The sequence below is a fragment of the Acinetobacter sp. YH12155 genome (assembly GCF_013418255.1).
Classification (GTDB): domain Bacteria; phylum Pseudomonadota; class Gammaproteobacteria; order Pseudomonadales; family Moraxellaceae; genus Acinetobacter; species Acinetobacter indicus.
Window position 1 is genome coordinate 31,147 of the sequence record NZ_VPCK01000003.1, and the last position, 15,116, is coordinate 46,262.

15 protein-coding genes and 1 other RNA gene are annotated in these 15,116 nt (G+C 45.9%); 10 read left to right on the forward strand and 6 right to left on the reverse strand.

What is annotated here, in order from left to right:
• Positions 1 to 9 precede the first annotated feature (9 nt).
• The 5 genes from kdsA to rodA all read left to right on the forward strand — a co-directional run bounded on the left by kdsA (position 10) and on the right by rodA (position 4,550).
• Positions 10 to 867 carry a 3-deoxy-8-phosphooctulonate synthase gene (kdsA, locus tag FTU86_RS02935; RefSeq protein WP_005178509.1) on the forward strand — a complete coding sequence of 286 codons (858 nt, stop codon included), beginning with the start codon at positions 10 to 12 and terminating at the stop codon, positions 865 to 867.
• A gap of 44 nt (positions 868 to 911) precedes the next feature.
• The gene (gene eno / locus FTU86_RS02940; RefSeq protein ID WP_005178507.1) at positions 912 to 2,201 is read left to right on the forward strand and encodes a phosphopyruvate hydratase; all 1,290 of its coding nucleotides are present in this window, start codon (positions 912 to 914) and stop codon (positions 2,199 to 2,201) included.
• A 7-nt stretch (positions 2,202 to 2,208) separates the two neighbouring features.
• A complete protein-coding gene (locus FTU86_RS02945) occupies positions 2,209 to 2,610 on the forward strand; it encodes a septum formation initiator family protein (RefSeq protein WP_075167982.1) in 402 nt (133 codons plus the stop codon).
• A complete protein-coding gene (gene ispD / locus FTU86_RS02950; RefSeq protein ID WP_180036788.1) occupies positions 2,570 to 3,307 on the forward strand; it encodes a 2-C-methyl-D-erythritol 4-phosphate cytidylyltransferase in 738 nt (245 codons plus the stop codon). The genes FTU86_RS02945 and ispD overlap by 41 nt, the downstream gene beginning before the upstream one ends.
• A gap of 106 nt (positions 3,308 to 3,413) precedes the next feature.
• Positions 3,414 to 4,550 (forward strand): rod shape-determining protein RodA, encoded by a 1,137-nt coding sequence (gene rodA, locus FTU86_RS02955; RefSeq protein WP_005178500.1) that lies wholly within the window; start codon positions 3,414 to 3,416, stop codon positions 4,548 to 4,550.
• Positions 4,551 to 4,596: 46 nt separating this feature from the next.
• Here rodA and FTU86_RS02960 read toward each other — a convergent pair whose 3' ends face one another.
• Positions 4,597 to 5,451: a YbgF trimerization domain-containing protein gene (locus FTU86_RS02960; protein WP_180036789.1), complete on the reverse strand. Its 855-nt coding sequence runs from the start codon at positions 5,449 to 5,451 to the stop codon at positions 4,597 to 4,599.
• 291 nt (positions 5,452 to 5,742) lie between these two features.
• Here FTU86_RS02960 and ffs point away from each other — a divergent pair.
• Positions 5,743 to 5,839: signal recognition particle sRNA small type (gene ffs, locus FTU86_RS02965), an RNA gene on the forward strand.
• Positions 5,840 to 5,977: 138 nt separating this feature from the next.
• On the opposite strand, the gene FTU86_RS02970 is transcribed toward ffs, so the two are convergent.
• The 4 genes from FTU86_RS02970 to FTU86_RS02985 all read right to left on the reverse strand — a co-directional run bounded on the left by FTU86_RS02970 (position 5,978) and on the right by FTU86_RS02985 (position 8,987).
• A complete protein-coding gene (locus tag FTU86_RS02970) occupies positions 5,978 to 6,589 on the reverse strand; it encodes a regulatory protein RecX (protein WP_005178497.1) in 612 nt (203 codons plus the stop codon).
• Between the two features lie 89 nt (positions 6,590 to 6,678).
• Complete coding sequence (gene recA / locus FTU86_RS02975; RefSeq protein WP_005178495.1) at positions 6,679 to 7,722, reverse strand: recombinase RecA; 1,044 nt, start codon at positions 7,720 to 7,722, stop codon at positions 6,679 to 6,681.
• A gap of 145 nt (positions 7,723 to 7,867) precedes the next feature.
• Positions 7,868 to 8,308 (reverse strand): RNA-binding S4 domain-containing protein, encoded by a 441-nt coding sequence (locus FTU86_RS02980; RefSeq protein ID WP_016659022.1) that lies wholly within the window; start codon positions 8,306 to 8,308, stop codon positions 7,868 to 7,870.
• On the reverse strand, positions 8,301 to 8,987 hold the full coding sequence (locus FTU86_RS02985; protein WP_180036790.1) for an HAD-IA family hydrolase: 687 nt from the start codon (positions 8,985 to 8,987) through the stop codon (positions 8,301 to 8,303). The genes FTU86_RS02980 and FTU86_RS02985 overlap by 8 nt, the downstream gene beginning before the upstream one ends.
• A gap of 12 nt (positions 8,988 to 8,999) precedes the next feature.
• On the opposite strand from FTU86_RS02985, the gene FTU86_RS02990 reads away from it, so the two are divergent.
• From FTU86_RS02990 to FTU86_RS03000, 3 genes are all read left to right on the forward strand, one after another.
• Positions 9,000 to 9,857 carry a 3'(2'),5'-bisphosphate nucleotidase CysQ gene (locus tag FTU86_RS02990; protein WP_168407078.1) on the forward strand — a complete coding sequence of 286 codons (858 nt, stop codon included), beginning with the start codon at positions 9,000 to 9,002 and terminating at the stop codon, positions 9,855 to 9,857.
• A 55-nt stretch (positions 9,858 to 9,912) separates the two neighbouring features.
• Entirely contained in the window at positions 9,913 to 10,647 is a 735-nt protein-coding gene (locus FTU86_RS02995) for a histidine phosphatase family protein (protein ID WP_005178488.1), read from the forward strand.
• A 360-nt stretch (positions 10,648 to 11,007) separates the two neighbouring features.
• A complete protein-coding gene (locus FTU86_RS03000) occupies positions 11,008 to 13,686 on the forward strand; it encodes a M66 family metalloprotease (protein WP_373684787.1) in 2,679 nt (892 codons plus the stop codon).
• Positions 13,687 to 13,967: 281 nt separating this feature from the next.
• On the opposite strand, the gene rpsT is transcribed toward FTU86_RS03000, so the two are convergent.
• Positions 13,968 to 14,237: a 30S ribosomal protein S20 gene (rpsT, locus tag FTU86_RS03005; RefSeq protein ID WP_005178484.1), complete on the reverse strand. Its 270-nt coding sequence runs from the start codon at positions 14,235 to 14,237 to the stop codon at positions 13,968 to 13,970.
• A gap of 212 nt (positions 14,238 to 14,449) precedes the next feature.
• Between rpsT and FTU86_RS03010 the strand changes: the two genes are divergently transcribed.
• Positions 14,450 to 15,115 carry an NAD(P)H-binding protein gene (locus FTU86_RS03010; protein ID WP_005178483.1) on the forward strand — a complete coding sequence of 222 codons (666 nt, stop codon included), beginning with the start codon at positions 14,450 to 14,452 and terminating at the stop codon, positions 15,113 to 15,115.
• Position 15,116: the final 1 nt, after the last annotated feature.

A 15,116-nucleotide genomic window follows, 5' to 3' on the forward strand; every position in this document is an offset into this window, starting at 1 on the left:
GAAGTTTAAATGTCACAATTAAAAGCACAAGAAGTTGTACGTTTAGGCGATATACAAATGGCAAACCACTTGCCATTTGTACTATTCGGCGGCATGAACGTACTTGAGTCCAAAGATTTGGCCTTTGAAATTGCAGAAACCTATATTGATATCTGCACACGTTTGAATATTCCTTACGTTTTTAAGGCCAGCTTTGATAAAGCCAACCGTTCAAGCCTGAACTCATTCCGGGGCCCAGGCCTGGAAAAAGGGATTGAGTGGCTGGCAGACATCAAAAAACACTTCAATGTTCCGATTATCACCGACGTGCATGAGCCGTATCAGGCTGCGCCGGTGGCTGAAGTTGCTGACATTATTCAGCTTCCTGCCTTTTTAAGCCGTCAGACCGATTTAGTTGAAGCTATGGCCAAAACACAGGCCATCATCAACATTAAAAAAGCCCAATTCCTTGCGCCGCATGAAATGCGTCATATCCTGCATAAATGTCTGGAAGCTGGTAATGACAAACTGATTCTTTGTGAACGGGGCTCAGCCTTTGGTTACAACAATCTGGTTGTTGACATGCTGGGCTTTGACATCATGAAAGAGATGAATGTGCCGGTCTTCTTCGATGTGACCCATGCGCTGCAAACGCCGGGTGGCCGTGCTGATTCAGCAGGTGGTCGCCGTGCGCAAATCACCACACTGGCGCGTGCCGGTATGGCGACCGGGCTTGCAGGTTTATTCCTGGAAGCGCATCCAGATCCGGATGTGGCCAAATGTGATGGCCCGTGTGCGCTGCGCCTGTCACAATTAGAGCCATTCTTGGCGCAATTAAAAGAATTGGATACTTTAGTTAAAGGATTCAAAAAGTTAGATACTCATTGATGCCCGCAACAGCATCTATTATTCAATCAACTGAGGAATTATTCATGAGCCAAATCGTTGACATTCGTGCACGTGAAATTTTGGACTCTCGTGGTAACCCAACCATCGAAGCAGACGTAATCTTAGCATCTGGCGTAGTTGGCCGTGCATGTGCACCATCTGGTGCTTCAACTGGTTCTCGTGAAGCTTTAGAACTTCGTGATGGCGATAAAACACGTTACTTAGGTAAAGGTGTGAAAACTGCCGTAAACAACGTTAACACGCTAATCCGTGATGCGCTGGTGGGTAAATCAGTATTTGAGCAAAAAGACATCGACAATACGATGATTGCTTTAGACGGTACTGAAAACAAAGAAAAATTAGGTGCAAACGCAACGCTAGCCGTATCGTTGGCTGCTGCACGCGCTGCTGCTGATGAAAAGAAAATTCCTCTTTTCCAATACATCGCAGATTTACGTGGTCAAACCATTTTGACTATGCCTGTGCCAATGATGAACATCCTGAACGGTGGTGCGCACGCAGACAACACTGTTGACATCCAAGAGTTCATGATTGAGCCAGTAGGCTTCACTTCATTCGCTGAAGCATTACGTTCAGGCGCTGAAGTATTCCATGCGTTAAAATCAGTATTAAAGAAAAAAGGTTTGAACACAGCTGTAGGTGATGAAGGTGGTTTCGCGCCGAACTTACGTTCAAACGAAGAAGCAATTACCGTAATTCTTGAAGCAATTGAACAGACTGGCTACAAGGCAGGTTCTGACATGATGCTTGCGCTTGACTGTGCATCTTCTGAATTCTACAAGAATGGTCAATACGTATTGGAAGGCGAAGGCAACAAAGCATTCACCAGCAACCAGTTTGCTGACTATTTAGCTGGCTTGGTAAACCAATATCCAATTATCTCAATTGAAGATGGTTTAGATGAATCTGACTGGGAAGGCTGGTCTTACCTGACGTCAATTCTTGGCGACAAGATCCAGTTGGTCGGTGATGACCTGTTCGTGACTAACCCTAAAATCCTGCAACGCGGTATCAACGAAAAAGTGGGTAACTCGATTCTGATTAAATACAACCAGATTGGTACCTTGACTGAAACTTTAGATGCCATCTACCTTGCAAAAGCCAATGGTTACTCAACGGTTATTTCTCACCGTTCAGGTGAAACTGAAGATTCGACCATTGCCGATCTTGCAGTAGGTACAGCAGCAGGTCAAATTAAGACCGGTTCTCTATGCCGTTCTGACCGTGTAGCGAAATATAACCAATTACTTCGTATTGAAGAATTGACGAATGCTGCATATCGCGGTAAAGCTGAGTTTAAAGGTTTAAACTAAGCGACAGATGTCAATGTTAAGTGTATTCGACTCGAAATCGAGTAAAGTACTGTTGGGCCTTGCGATCGTTCTGATCGCAGGGTTTCAATATTTATACTGGTTTGGTGAAGGTGGTTATCGTGAACATCAGGAACTGACCCAGAAAATACAACAACAAACCGAACTCAATAATGAATTAAAAGAACGTAACCGGGTTTTGGCCGCGGAAGTTTATGATTTAAAAAATGGTGTAGAAGCCATCGAAGAACATGCCCGTCTTGATCTGGGCTTAATTAAACCACATGAAACTTTTGTACAGATGAGTACCATCAGTACCCAATATAAGCCGATTTATATCAATCCGAATGCCCAGGTAGATTTACGTACCAATGAAGCACCACAGCCAGCTGCAACAACCCCTACACCATAAACTTTGGGCCGTTATTCCGGCAGCAGGCTCGGGCAGTCGCTTTTCCAAATCCGAACTCAAGCAATATCAGATGATCCAGGACCACACGGTGCTGGAGCATACGGTAGCGCGTTTAAATCAGTTGCCGCTGGCAGGTTATGTGCTGGCCATTGGTGCGCAGGATGATGTGGCCCAGCGTTTGCCGTTTGCACATCAGGATAAAGCTCATTTTTGTCTGGGTGGCGCAGAGCGGGTCAACTCGGTGCTGAATGCCTTGCAGTATTTATCTGCTATTGCATCGGATGAAGACTGGGTGCTGGTGCATGATGCCGCGCGTCCCTGTGTGGCGGTTGAAAACTTATATGCATTGGTGAATCAGGCAGTACACAGCAACCAGAGTGCTATTTTGGCCATTCCGGTCCGTGACACCCTCAAGCGTGTAGAAACGCAGCAGCAGATTCAGACCACGGTAGACCGTGCCCAGCTGTGGCAGGCACAAACCCCGCAAATGGCGCACTTAGGTGAGCTTAAACGTGCGATTGAACAGGCATTGGCGCAAGAGCTAAATATTACCGATGAAGCCAGTGCGCTGGAGCATGGTGGCTATCCGGTACAGGTGGTACAAGGTCGCTCGGACAATATTAAAATTACCTATCCCGATGATCTGGAGCTGGCACGTTTAATTCTGCAAGCCCAGCACGCCGGAAGTACTGCATAAAAAATCTTTGCTGAAATCATGAGTCGGGTGTGTATTTCCGATTCACTCTGCGCATAGTTCATCCTATAATTGCCGATGATTTGTTATCTGGATTGAATGGGGCGCAATGATACCTTCTCAGCAGTATCGTTTTTTACGTCACTCTTTACGTGATGGAAGAAGCATTAAAAGCGATACCTCTCGCTGGACCAAACTACACCTCGATCCTTGGCTATTATGCTTCCTGATCCTGAATGCAATTTTAGGGCTGATGGTGGTGTATAGTGCCACCGCACAGGATATGGGAATGGTGATGCGTCAGGGCATCAGCTTTGGTATCGGCTTTATTGCCATGTTTATCTGTGCGCAGATTCCGCCCAAGGTCTATCAGGCCGCCAGTCCCTATTTTTATGCCCTGGCCGTGCTCATGCTGGTACTGGTGCTGCTGATTGGTGAAACCCGTATGGGTGCCAAACGCTGGATCAGTCTGCCCGGTATTGGCAGTATGCAGCCCAGTGAATTCATGAAATTTACCATGCCACTGATGATGGCCTGGTATTTTGCCCGTAAACCGTTTCCACCCAAATTTCTGCAAATCGTCGGTGCGCTGGTACTGCTCGGGATTCCTTTTGTGCTGGTGGCACTACAGCCGGACTTGAACATTGGCCTGATTATTCCAGGCATTTTTGTATTGTTTCTGAGCGGTATGTCCTGGCGTTTAATTGGCGGGGCATTTGCGGCGATGGCCATTGTTGCACCGCTGGCCTGGATGTTTTTATTACAGGAATATCAAAAGAAACGGATTTTAACCCTGTTTGATCCAGAATCTGATGCACTCGGCGCTGGCTGGAATATTATTCAATCCAAAATCGCCATTGGTTCGGGTGGCCTGACTGGTAAGGGTTATCTGGAAGGCACTCAGTCGCATTTGGGTTATTTGCCGGAGCATCATACCGACTTTATTATGTCGACCTATGCTGAAGAATTTGGCTTCTTTGGGGTGTTTTTACTGTTCGCACTGTTTGCTGCAATTATTATCCGCTGCCTGATTATCAGCCTGAGTTGTTTTCATAATTTCGGTCGCCTATATGCCGGCGCAGTTGGCCTGACCTTCTTCTTCTTTGTGTTTTTAAACTCTGGCATGGTCAGCGGGATTTTACCGGTAACCGGCGATCCATTACCGTTAATGAGCTATGGCGGTACGGCTGTGGTCAGTCTGCTGGCCGGGATGGGCATTGTTATGTCAGTACATACCCATCGTTAAACACGATCCTGCTGTTATAAAAAAAGCCTCATCTGAGGCTTTTTGGTTATGAGCTTTTCACAAAGCCTGCTTCCTGGGAAGATGGGTATTTGGTCAGCAGGGTGCTACGATACTGCGCGGCCAGTACATCATTCTTGTCGACATTTTTGGCAATGCTATACAGGCGATACACCGCATTGGAGGCTTTAGACGAATTTGGATATTTGCTGGCAACAATTTCAAAATTCTTTTTGGCTTCGCTGTAATTGGTTGGTTCAATTGCCAGATTAAACTCGGCCAGCCAGAAATAGGCATTGCTGATATACACGCTATTCGGATGGTTTTTAATAAAGTTCTGCATCGGGGCAATGGCTTTTTTTGCACCGCCTTGTTTATAGGCATCCAAAGCGATGGTATAGGCGGCTTTTTCCAGTTCTTCCGTCGAGCTTTGTGTGCTAACCACGGTGGTCGCTGCTGGTGCTGGGGCAGCGGTATTATTTACGGGGTTACTGGTGGGTTGGCTGCTGCTGGCTGTACTGGGAGAACTATCCTGTTGATTATCCTCCTCTACAGCAGGTGCTGCTTCCGGATCAATTTTCTGGTTCAGCAGTTCAAGACGCTGGTCTAAATCGGTATAACGGTTGGTCAGTTCATGCTTGAGCTGGGCAATCTCGTTTTCCTGTTCTTCCATTTTGCCACGCAGGGTGCGAATATCATTTTCAAGCTGCTGGTTTTTTTGCATCAATTGCCAGTTCAGGTTGGTGGTGACCGGAGCGCCGCTATTGGAGGCGCCAATGGCCGCCGGGGTGCTGGCGCTGCCGCTGTTCTGACTTAAGCCGCGTGATTCAATGGGAATATTGGCCAGTGCTGGCGCAGAGCAGAGCAGGGTGAGTGCACAGAGTGTATGCTTTTTTAGCATCATTTTCATATCCATCTTTTATCTTTACTGGGAATGAGCGGGCAGGAAAGGGCTCATTCCAAATCATCATCATGTGCACATTAAAAACGGCCCGAACCTGAATTGCAATAAGCTTTTACAAAGTTGTCATGAATTAGGCGTCTGTCAAAATTCTCGGAATTCTGTTGCAAAATAACCAATTAAATACAAACTGTTTTTTTAATAATCAAATAGATGGCTGATTTATATAAAAGCGCAATCAGGACTTGCAAGTTCAATAAAATTGTCTATACTCTGTTTCTGCAATGGTAGCCCTGCCGGTTACTTCGCAATTTCACCCTGTGAACCCCGCCAGGACCGGAAGGTAGCAACGGTAGCAGACGTGGGATGTGCCGAAGCTTTGCTGGTAGGGTTGCCACCATTTTTATAATTCTTAGAATATCGCTTTTTTCTTTTTAATTTCCTTTCGATTTAATCCCTATATTATTTTCTTATATTTGTCGATGTTTCATCCTAGTTAGATGCTTATCTACATCTCTAGATTCAGTTTTTAATCTTCTGCTTTACGGTTAATCGCCTTCATAATCGCATCCATTTCAAAACCACGATACATTAAAAAGCGGATCTGTCTGGCTTTCAGTTTCGGGTCTTTCGTGACATCAGGACCAAACTTTTTAACTTTTAATTCGTAGGCTTGCTGCACCCAGTCGGTTTCTTTCAGTTCTTCTGAAATTAAAGCGGTATCAATTTTTTTGCTTTTCAGCTTCATTTTAATCTGATTGGGGCCTTTGCCTTTGCGCTTTTGGCTGGACAGCAGGGTTTCGGCCACACGCTGGTCACTCTGGTAATTCTCGCGTGACAGTTCATCGACCAAAACGACCACTTCTTCACGGTTTTCTGCATACAGCGCCAGTTTCTCAATCAGTTCAGCTTTGGAATATTCTTTACGGGTCAGGACTGCAAAGGCATAAGAGCGCAAACGTGAACCGCTTAAACCGGGTTTGTGTTCCTGACTGTTATTATGATCGAATAAACGTTCTTCAGGATCAAATTCAGGCGGGGCAGTTGCAGATACAGATGGTGCTGGCTGATCTTCTGCATCGCCAAATTGCTGCTTTAAGGTTTCATAGTCCAACAGTTTAGTGAATTTCGCATCTGACATAAGCATCTCGCAGAAAAGGGCCATCAGCATAATAACAAAACGCCCCGTAGGGCGTATTGTGTAATGTCTAAAGTCTCAACAGTTGAGTCTTACAGATCTAATGAAAAGTCAGGTTCCTCTTCGTCTTTTTCTTCAACCACGTTGCCTGTGGTTAATAGCTGTTCACGAATCAGTTTTTCAATGGTCTGTGCCAGTTCAGGATGTTCTTCCAGATGGCGAATGGTATTGTTTTTACCTTGGCCAATCTTTTCACCTTGATATGAATACCAAGCACCAGCTTTTTGCACAATCTCTTGCTGCACAGCCAGGTCGACCAGTTCACCTAAATGGTTCACACCTTTGCCGTACAGAATCTGGAACAGCGCTTCACGGAACGGAGGTGCCATCTTGTTCTTCACCACTTTTACTTTGGTTTCAGAACCGACAATTTCGTCACCTTCTTTAACCTGACCAACACGGCGAATATCTAAACGTACTGAGGCATAGAATTTCAGTGCGTTACCACCAGTGGTGGTTTCCGGGCTACCAAACATCACACCAATCTTCATACGGATCTGGTTAATGAAGATCACCATACAGTTAGAACGTTTGGCATTACCAGTAATTTTACGTAGCGCCTGGCTCATCAGACGAGCCTGCAAGCCCATATGTGAATCACCCATTTCGCCTTCAATTTCGGCACGTGGGGTCAGGGCTGCAACAGAGTCGACAACGATCAGGTCAATTGCGCCTGAACGTACCAGCATGTCGGCAATTTCCAGCGCCTGTTCACCGTTGTCCGGTTGCGAGACCAGCAGGTTGTCAATATCTACACCCAGTTTGCGCGCATATTGAGGATCAAGAGCATGTTCGGCATCAATAAAGGCACAGGTGCCGCCGGCTTTTTGACATTCCGCAATGGCTTGCAGGGTCATTGTGGTTTTACCTGAAGATTCAGGGCCATAAATTTCAATAATACGGCCTTTTGGTAAACCACCAATACCGAGCGCGATATCCAGCGTTAATGAACCGGTAGATACTGCTTCTACAGCTTGTACGGTATTGTCACCAAGACGCATTACTGTGTTTTTACCAAACTGTTTTTCAATCTGGCTTAGGGCAGCATTTAGCGCCTTGCTTTTATTCTCATCCATCTTACAACCTCAATACGATGTCACCAAACAATATACTCAAGTGGATGTATGTACTTCAAACTCTTTCCACCCGAGTATAGTGACAGAATTTATGTTTCTCTTCTATGAAAATCAGTGGCCTTGCGACACATTCTGACGCCCAAAATTAATCATCATGATATGACCAGGACTGGTCATAGGACTGATCATTTTCTTGTTTAAATTTACTGATTTGTCGTCGGTCTTTTTTACTTGGACGATGATCAGGCCGTGCTAGATTATGCAACTTTCTTTGTGATGCAATCAATTCCCGACGAGCAATACTGACCTCAGTTTCTTCATAAAGTTGCTGGGCCACCGGTGCCGGACCACGGACTGCCGATAAAGACAGTACTTTGACCGTTTTGCGGTCAAAGCCCTGTTGTATGGTCAGCTCCATACCAACCCGGATTTCCTTGGAAACTTTGACGCGCTCACCATTATGATGCACCTTGCCGCCTTCAATGGCCGCTTTGGCAATTGAACGGGTTTTAAAAAAGCGGGCCGCCCAGAGCCACTTGTCAATACGCATGCTTTCTACAGCTTCGTGTTGAGCAGATTTAGGCATATATTTTGTTTTCCTCAGCGTGTTGCAATAGGGGAATCAGGTCGGTCAGCACATGCAGCATCGGATAACGGCTGTCTACACGGGCTGCTTTGCCTGATGAAGGCTGCTGAATGGTCAGCAGCTGTTGAATACCGAATTTTGCTGCACCATTGAGTACTTTTTCGGTATCATCAATAAAGTAACAGCGGGCAGGATCAAAAGGATGCTGCTGTGCCAGGTGTTGCCAGAACTCGACAAATTCTTTGGCATGTCCAACGCTTTCACTGCTGATCATGACATCAAAATAGTTGGTCAGACCAGTCTGCTCAAGTTTAAAGGCTAGGCCGGCGCAGTCGGCATTGGTGGCCAGCCAGATTGGATAGCCATTGGCTTTTAGGTAATCGAGCAGCTCGATACAGCCCGGTCTTAAAGCCACCTTATGTTTGTGCTCAATCTGCATGGCCAGTACATCGACCCCGACTTTACTGGTCCAGAAGCGCGATGAATACCAGTTGAGGGTATGGTTGTGTTCCTGATAAAACTGGAACAGGGTATCCCGGCTTTCCGCCAGACTGCATTGATGCAGCTCGGCATAGCGCACCGGTAACAGCTCATTCCAGATGAAATCATCATAGGCAAGGTCAAGCAGCGTACCATCCATGTCAAAGATGATGGTGGGTTGATCAGAATAATTCGACATATAAGGCTATCTATGTTTAAAAAAACCACAGCACCACAAGATCCACTGATTTTGCAGCTGATGCCCATTGTGACACAGGCATGTGAAATCTTGCGAGAAGAATATCAGCGTTATTGTTCCGGTGCCGATTTTGATATTGAACACAAAAGCGATGAATCGCCCGTAACCCAGGCCGATTTTCGGGTGAATGCCTTCATTACAGAACAGCTGGCCCAGCAGTTTCCAGATGTGCCGCTACTGTCAGAAGAAGGCGCAGTTTATGATCGGGCGCGGTGGGACACGTTCTGGCTGCTTGATCCACTCGATGGCACCAAAGAGTTTTTACATCAACGTCCGGAATTTACCATTAACCTGAGTCTGGTCGAAGGCATTCATACCACCTTTGCCATTCTGGCGATTCCGGGCGAGCAAACGGTGTATATCTGCCCCAAACAGGGCCTGCCGCTACGGTTTAATATCCAGCAACAGCAATGGTACGCCTATCTATATGTAGACAGTGGTCCGCAGATTCAAGTCGGTTTAAGTCAAAGTAGCCAAAATAAACCGGTCTATGAGCAGTATCTACAGGCATTAGCAGCCATTGAGCAGGACTATACGGTTTTTCGTGCTGGCAGTGCTTATAAGTTCTGCATGATGCTGGAAGATAAAGTGGATTTATATCCGCGTTTTCACCCAACCAGTGAATGGGACACCAGTGCTGGCCAATGCCTGATTGAACGGATTGGCGGTGGCCTGATTGATTTTCAGGGACGGCCATTTTTATATAACCATCGTGATACGCTGTTAAATGGCAATTTTATTGCCTATAAAAATGCCGAAATGAAAGAGATTGCCTTGCGTGCTCTAGCACTTATGGCGAATGAACATTGAGCTAATTTGCCAACATGCTATAGTGGGCTTAACACCTTTGTATTTGGCTTGATCCATGGCGTTAGAGCTGCTTCCACCGAGTATGTTAAAGGCAATTGATTTGTTGCCCGATGTACATACTCCCGTGACCTTGTTTACCCGGCATTCCATTCGTGAAAATGTGGCTGGACAGGGGCTGGCGGGCTATGATTTGCAGTTAACCGGTCCGGGGCGTGAACTGGCGCAAAAATGGGGGGCTTATCTTATTGACCATAGCGGACGCGCCATTCAGCATTGTATCTCTAGTCCGATCCAGCGCTGTGTCGATACTGCCGCCTTAATGATTGAAGGCGCCGACTCGGTACATATTGCGCCAAATACCCATCATATTGAAATTGTCGAGCAGGGTTTGCTGGTTGAGCCGGGCAGTTTTGTGCTGGACATCAAGCAGGCCGGGCCATATTTTCGTCAGCAGGGTGCGTTGGGCTTTATTAACAGCTTTGTCAATAATGCCTTGCCGGGCATGAAACATCCGATTCATGGCGTGGTGGATGTGCTGGAACTGATTTATAACACTCATCCTAACAGTCCGGGCGGCCTAAGTCTGGCGGTCAGTCATGACACCATTCTGGCTGCGATTATTGCGGTAATTTCAGGGCGTAATGAGGTGTCACAGGAAGACTGGCCACAAATGATGGAAGGGCTGTTTGTCTGGTTTGAAGGTGAAAATTTTCTGGAATCACAGTTGAAATGGATCTGGCGCGGCAAAGTACATACCTTGGATATCTCGCAGTTTCATCAAAAAGTTTAATATAAATTTGCGCTGGGGATGGTTTGTGAAGGTGAGCTATGGCTGGCTTTAATATATCTTGCTCACACTCAAAAAAATTCACCTAAAATGACTATGTGTTACGCCTATTTCTATTGGGGTGTAAGAGTCTTGTCTGTCTAAAAAACGCCTAAATCAAAATTTTATTTTCTGCTGCATTTTTGTTCATCATTTAAAAAATAAAAATTAGCTTTCTCTGTATCTGCTCAATAAAGTACAACACATTGCTTTGGACTCTAAACTACTTTAATATATTTAATTAAGTTATTGAAAAATATGTGTTTATTTTTTTATTTTTAGTCATAAATTGACATTGGGGTAAAGTAAATAGTGAAAAGTGTGATCAAGTTTCCGCTTAGTTTGTTAAGTGTAAGTATATTGTCGTTTATGCTGACGGCATGTGGCGGTGGTGGTAGTGATGGAGAAAGTCAACAGCCGAACAATGGGACAGCACCAGATGCTCCGCTGCATGGAAGTCATTATCCTGAGCCAACGCAAGATGTGGTAAGTCCATCTGTTTTGGGTTTTTATGATTTTAATGCCCAGTCTGAATCACGTGAAGTGCGTAATGATTTAACAGGTTCTTTACAGGCGATGGTGCAGTTTGCCCAAGGCCATGTGGTTGACCCGAATGGTAACGAAGAGAAAAAAATGCCACGTTTAACCGCAGAACGGGAGGCATTGTTATTAATCACACCGATGCAGGAGATGGATCAGATTAATGCACTGCAGGTTGAGGTGTATCAGAATGAACGGCTGTTACGCCGTATCAACCTGGCTGATCCGACTCAAATTCCGGCCTCGGACCAGAGCAATCGTGATGGCCGTGCAGAAGTGCGCTACAGTAAACGGGCCTGGTCAGCGCGCTTAAACTGGGATGAAGTACGTCCGGGCTTAAAATTACGGATCATTGACAGCAAAAACCGCAGTGGTGATTTACTGGCAGAGCAGATTGATTTTGCTGCGCCTGGTGAACTGGTACTAAATAATATTCGGATTGGACTGCTCACTGCGCCGCCACATTCAACAGGACATGCCATGCTGCTTGAACCGGAAAAGTCAGGCTCAGACTATTTCCAGACCATTCCGGCAGCGCACATGACGGTGGCTAAATATGATGATATTCAGCTGGATCGGGTGATGGTGGCCAACGGCACCATCTACGATAGTCAAAGTGCAGGCGAAGGCGGTGTTTATTCGGGGGATATGCGTGAAAACACGGCGAAATCGACCTTTAGTGTGGGAATTAACTTGGCTAACTGGGGGGTGACCAGTGCTTCGATGCTCAGTCAGCAACAGCCTCAACTGACTCAAACTGTGGTAACTCACCATGCGCGGGGTAAATATAGCAATGGTGAACAGACCCATGGCTTGAGTGGCGGTAACGGCATGTTGACCCTGTATAACTCGGTGGGTAACGAATTTAGCCATGAAATTGGCCATCATTATGGTTTAGGCCATTATCCGGGCTCTTTTAAAGTAGATGATACCACCACCAATTATTTCTGGTCGGCACATCATGCCGATAGTGGCTGGGGCTATATAGGCTATCGCAACAAAATGCGCGGTAATTTGGCCTGGCAATCCTCCAATCTGGGCGATGGCAAAAACGGGGTGCCAAATTTCCTGAAACTGTATCCGTATGGTTGGGATGCCATGTCAGGCGGTGCCACCAATAGCAGTATTTCACGTTATACCCATTACACCGGTTATAGTACCTTTTTGCGTATCCAGCCGCATTTTACCAATCGTCATGTGTGGGATGAAAGCTCGCCATCCGGCTATAAACGCTGGAATCCGGACAGCCGCCAGATGGAAGTGGTCTATCCGAAAGTGCCGAATTCAAGCGAGGTCTGGTATAACAGCGCCGATGGCTATTATTTAAAACCGCGTTTATTTGGGGTGCCGGTGATTACCATTATTGGCGGCTATGATCCGGAAACCCAGCAAGGGGTGTTGTATCCGGCAGCACGCAGCAACTGGGGCAATGTCTATGATTTGCCGGCTGCACAGCGTGGCGCAGAGCAGGCGGCTTGCTGGTTAGATGTTCAATATACCAATCGCAGCCAGAACGTGGCTTTGGCACCTCATCGTATGCGTGGTAATGCCAATAAGCTGCATGTGAACCTGGCCATTACAGATCAGCCGCAACAGGTTAATTTGTACTGCAAAAAAGCCAATGAAGCCGAGAAATTATTATCGACACTTACGATTCCTCAATACGGCACTGCCATTTCAGCTGCTGTAAAAATTGGACGTGAGGATGGTTATACGGCGCTTAGAAAAGTGGAATTGCCGGAATTCCAGCAGCAATTGGAAGCACAGGCCAATCAGGCGGTGATCGCTTTAAAGCCAGCTGCACAATTACTATATGATTCTTATGCAGAAAATCGTCATAAATTGAGTGCACTAGCTCAGCAGCAGTTGCAGCGTTATGAACAGCAGCAACAGAACATCTACCGTTTGAATCGCTGGATGAATGTCTACCGTGCCGATCTGGAGCATGCAAAACCTGAAGCGCAAACAGCGCTGGAAGGCTTCGTGACGCAGTTGGGACTGGCCAATGAAGATCTTCTGGCTGAAGCAACGCTACTTAAAAACAGAAATAACTGTTTGAAAGTGGAAACTCTGGCGACAGGTCAGAAAAATGTCTATATCAGTGGTGCAAGCGCCTGTACCGGAGATGACACCGAGCAATGGATTTATGATGGTTTGGGCCGGATTGATAGTAAAGCCGAGATAGATTTGTGTTTAAGCAATAACAGCAATGTGGTAACACTGGCCAGCTGTAGCACCACACAGGACAGTCAGGTGTGGACAATGCATACAGAAACCGGAACCATCCGCCAGGGTGCTCAATGTTTTGATCTGGAACATGGCTATTTAAAAGACAATCGTGCCCGTTTAATCCGCTATGGCTGTACCGGTGGGGCTAACCAGCAATGGACCCAGTTAAGCGCTAATAATAGTCTGCAACTGGCTTATTTAACCCCAGAAAACTTAAGACTGATGCTGAAATAACAATTCATATTCAACATTCTAGTCTGAATTACATAAACACCTTCTAAGTAGTTTAGGAGGTGTTTTTTTATGGGGGATGTTGTGGCAATCAAAAATATAGGGGGACAGATTTATTTTCTAGTGATGGTAGGTCGTGTGATGGTTAGATGTTTTTTAGACGGTTTAGTGTGGAATTGAGATGGAATCGATCGGGACGTAAACGTATTGAGGATAAGATCGGACCAAAATAAAATCTACAGATACAAAAAAAGCCCTGAATCAGGGCTCTTTCTGCTTTGCGATTAGTTAGAAGCTAATGCTTTAACTTGCGCGTTCAAGCGGCTCTTATGACGAGCAGCTTTATTTTTATGGATGATGCCTTTATCAGCCATGCGGTCGATTACAGGTACAGCTTTTTTGTAAGCTTCTGAAGCAACAGCATAGTCACCAGCAGCGATAGCAGCTACTGTACGTTTAAGATAGGTACGAACCATAGAACGCAAGCTTGCGTTATGTTTACGTGCTTTAACGTTTTGACGAGCACGTTTTTTAGCTTGAGCAGAGTTTGCCACTCGTGCACTCCTTGAAATAGATTGGTCTGGGCGGGCCGCAATTCAACTGAAAACCACATCAGCAGAATTTCACCAGCCCGTAAACAAGTGCCATATTTTGATTAAACAATGCGTCGAAGTCAAGTCTTGACAAGCTTTGACAACATTTAAGATGCAGAAAAAAATGAAAGAAAACGTTAGATTAGTGTGAGTGCCTGAATATTGGATAAAAAATGACTCAAATCATAAAAAAAGCCATTGTCATTGGATCGACCGGTTTGGTCGGCCGGGCGCTGGTTTCTGCCTTAAATGATCATCCTGCCTGTCAGCAGGTTACGGCGGTGGTGCGTCGCCCGGATACAGCCTTTGAACAGATGGCCAAAGTACAGCCATTGGTGCTGGAAGATTTACTGATGCTGAATGATCAGGATGTCAGCGAGCATAGTCATGGCTTTAGCTGTTTGGGTACCACCCTGAAAAAAGCCGGCTCAAAAGATAACTTTTATGCGACCGACTTTACTATCAATGCCCATTTTGCCGAGCTGTTGCAGCAAACCTCTGCCCATTATCTGCTGGTCAGTGCCTTGGGGGCCAATGCCAGATCGCCATTTTTTTATAATCGGGTCAAAGGTGAACTGGAACAGTACATTCAGAACTTATCTTTAAGCAAAGTTTCACTGCTGCGCCCATCGTTATTGCTAGGCGAGCGTCAGGATGCACGTTTTCTGGAAGATCTGTCACAGCAGCTGTTTCAGCGCTGTTCATCTTTTTTGCCTAAAAATTTTAAACATCGGCCAGTGACAGCCGGGCAGGTGGCTCATACTATGGTCGAGGCTGCCTTAACTCAAACTGAAAAGTTTGAAATTTATGATAATTTACGCATACAACATACAAAATGAG

Bases quoted from the DNA above. Each gene is read 5' to 3' on its own strand.
- eno (WP_005178507.1), top strand. From the start codon at position 912: ATGAGCCAAATCGTTGACATTCGTGCACGTGAAATTTTGGACTCTCGT.
- FTU86_RS02990 (WP_168407078.1), top strand. From the start codon at position 9,000: ATGTTTAAAAAAACCACAGCACCACAAGATCCACTGATTTTGCAGCTG.
- FTU86_RS02980 (WP_016659022.1), bottom strand. From the start codon at position 8,308: ATGCCTAAATCTGCTCAACACGAAGCTGTAGAAAGCATGCGTATTGAC.
- FTU86_RS03010 (WP_005178483.1), top strand. From the start codon at position 14,450: ATGACTCAAATCATAAAAAAAGCCATTGTCATTGGATCGACCGGTTTG.
- FTU86_RS02970 (WP_005178497.1), bottom strand. From the start codon at position 6,589: ATGTCAGATGCGAAATTCACTAAACTGTTGGACTATGAAACCTTAAAG.
- rodA (WP_005178500.1), top strand. From the start codon at position 3,414: ATGATACCTTCTCAGCAGTATCGTTTTTTACGTCACTCTTTACGTGAT.
- recA (WP_005178495.1), bottom strand. From the start codon at position 7,722: ATGGATGAGAATAAAAGCAAGGCGCTAAATGCTGCCCTAAGCCAGATT.
- FTU86_RS02995 (WP_005178488.1), top strand. From the start codon at position 9,913: ATGGCGTTAGAGCTGCTTCCACCGAGTATGTTAAAGGCAATTGATTTG.
- FTU86_RS02960 (WP_180036789.1), bottom strand. From the start codon at position 5,451: ATGATGCTAAAAAAGCATACACTCTGTGCACTCACCCTGCTCTGCTCT.
- ispD (WP_180036788.1), top strand. From the start codon at position 2,570: ATGAAGCACCACAGCCAGCTGCAACAACCCCTACACCATAAACTTTGG.
- kdsA (WP_005178509.1), top strand. From the start codon at position 10: ATGTCACAATTAAAAGCACAAGAAGTTGTACGTTTAGGCGATATACAA.
- FTU86_RS02945 (WP_075167982.1), top strand. From the start codon at position 2,209: ATGTCAATGTTAAGTGTATTCGACTCGAAATCGAGTAAAGTACTGTTG.
- FTU86_RS02985 (WP_180036790.1), bottom strand. From the start codon at position 8,987: ATGTCGAATTATTCTGATCAACCCACCATCATCTTTGACATGGATGGT.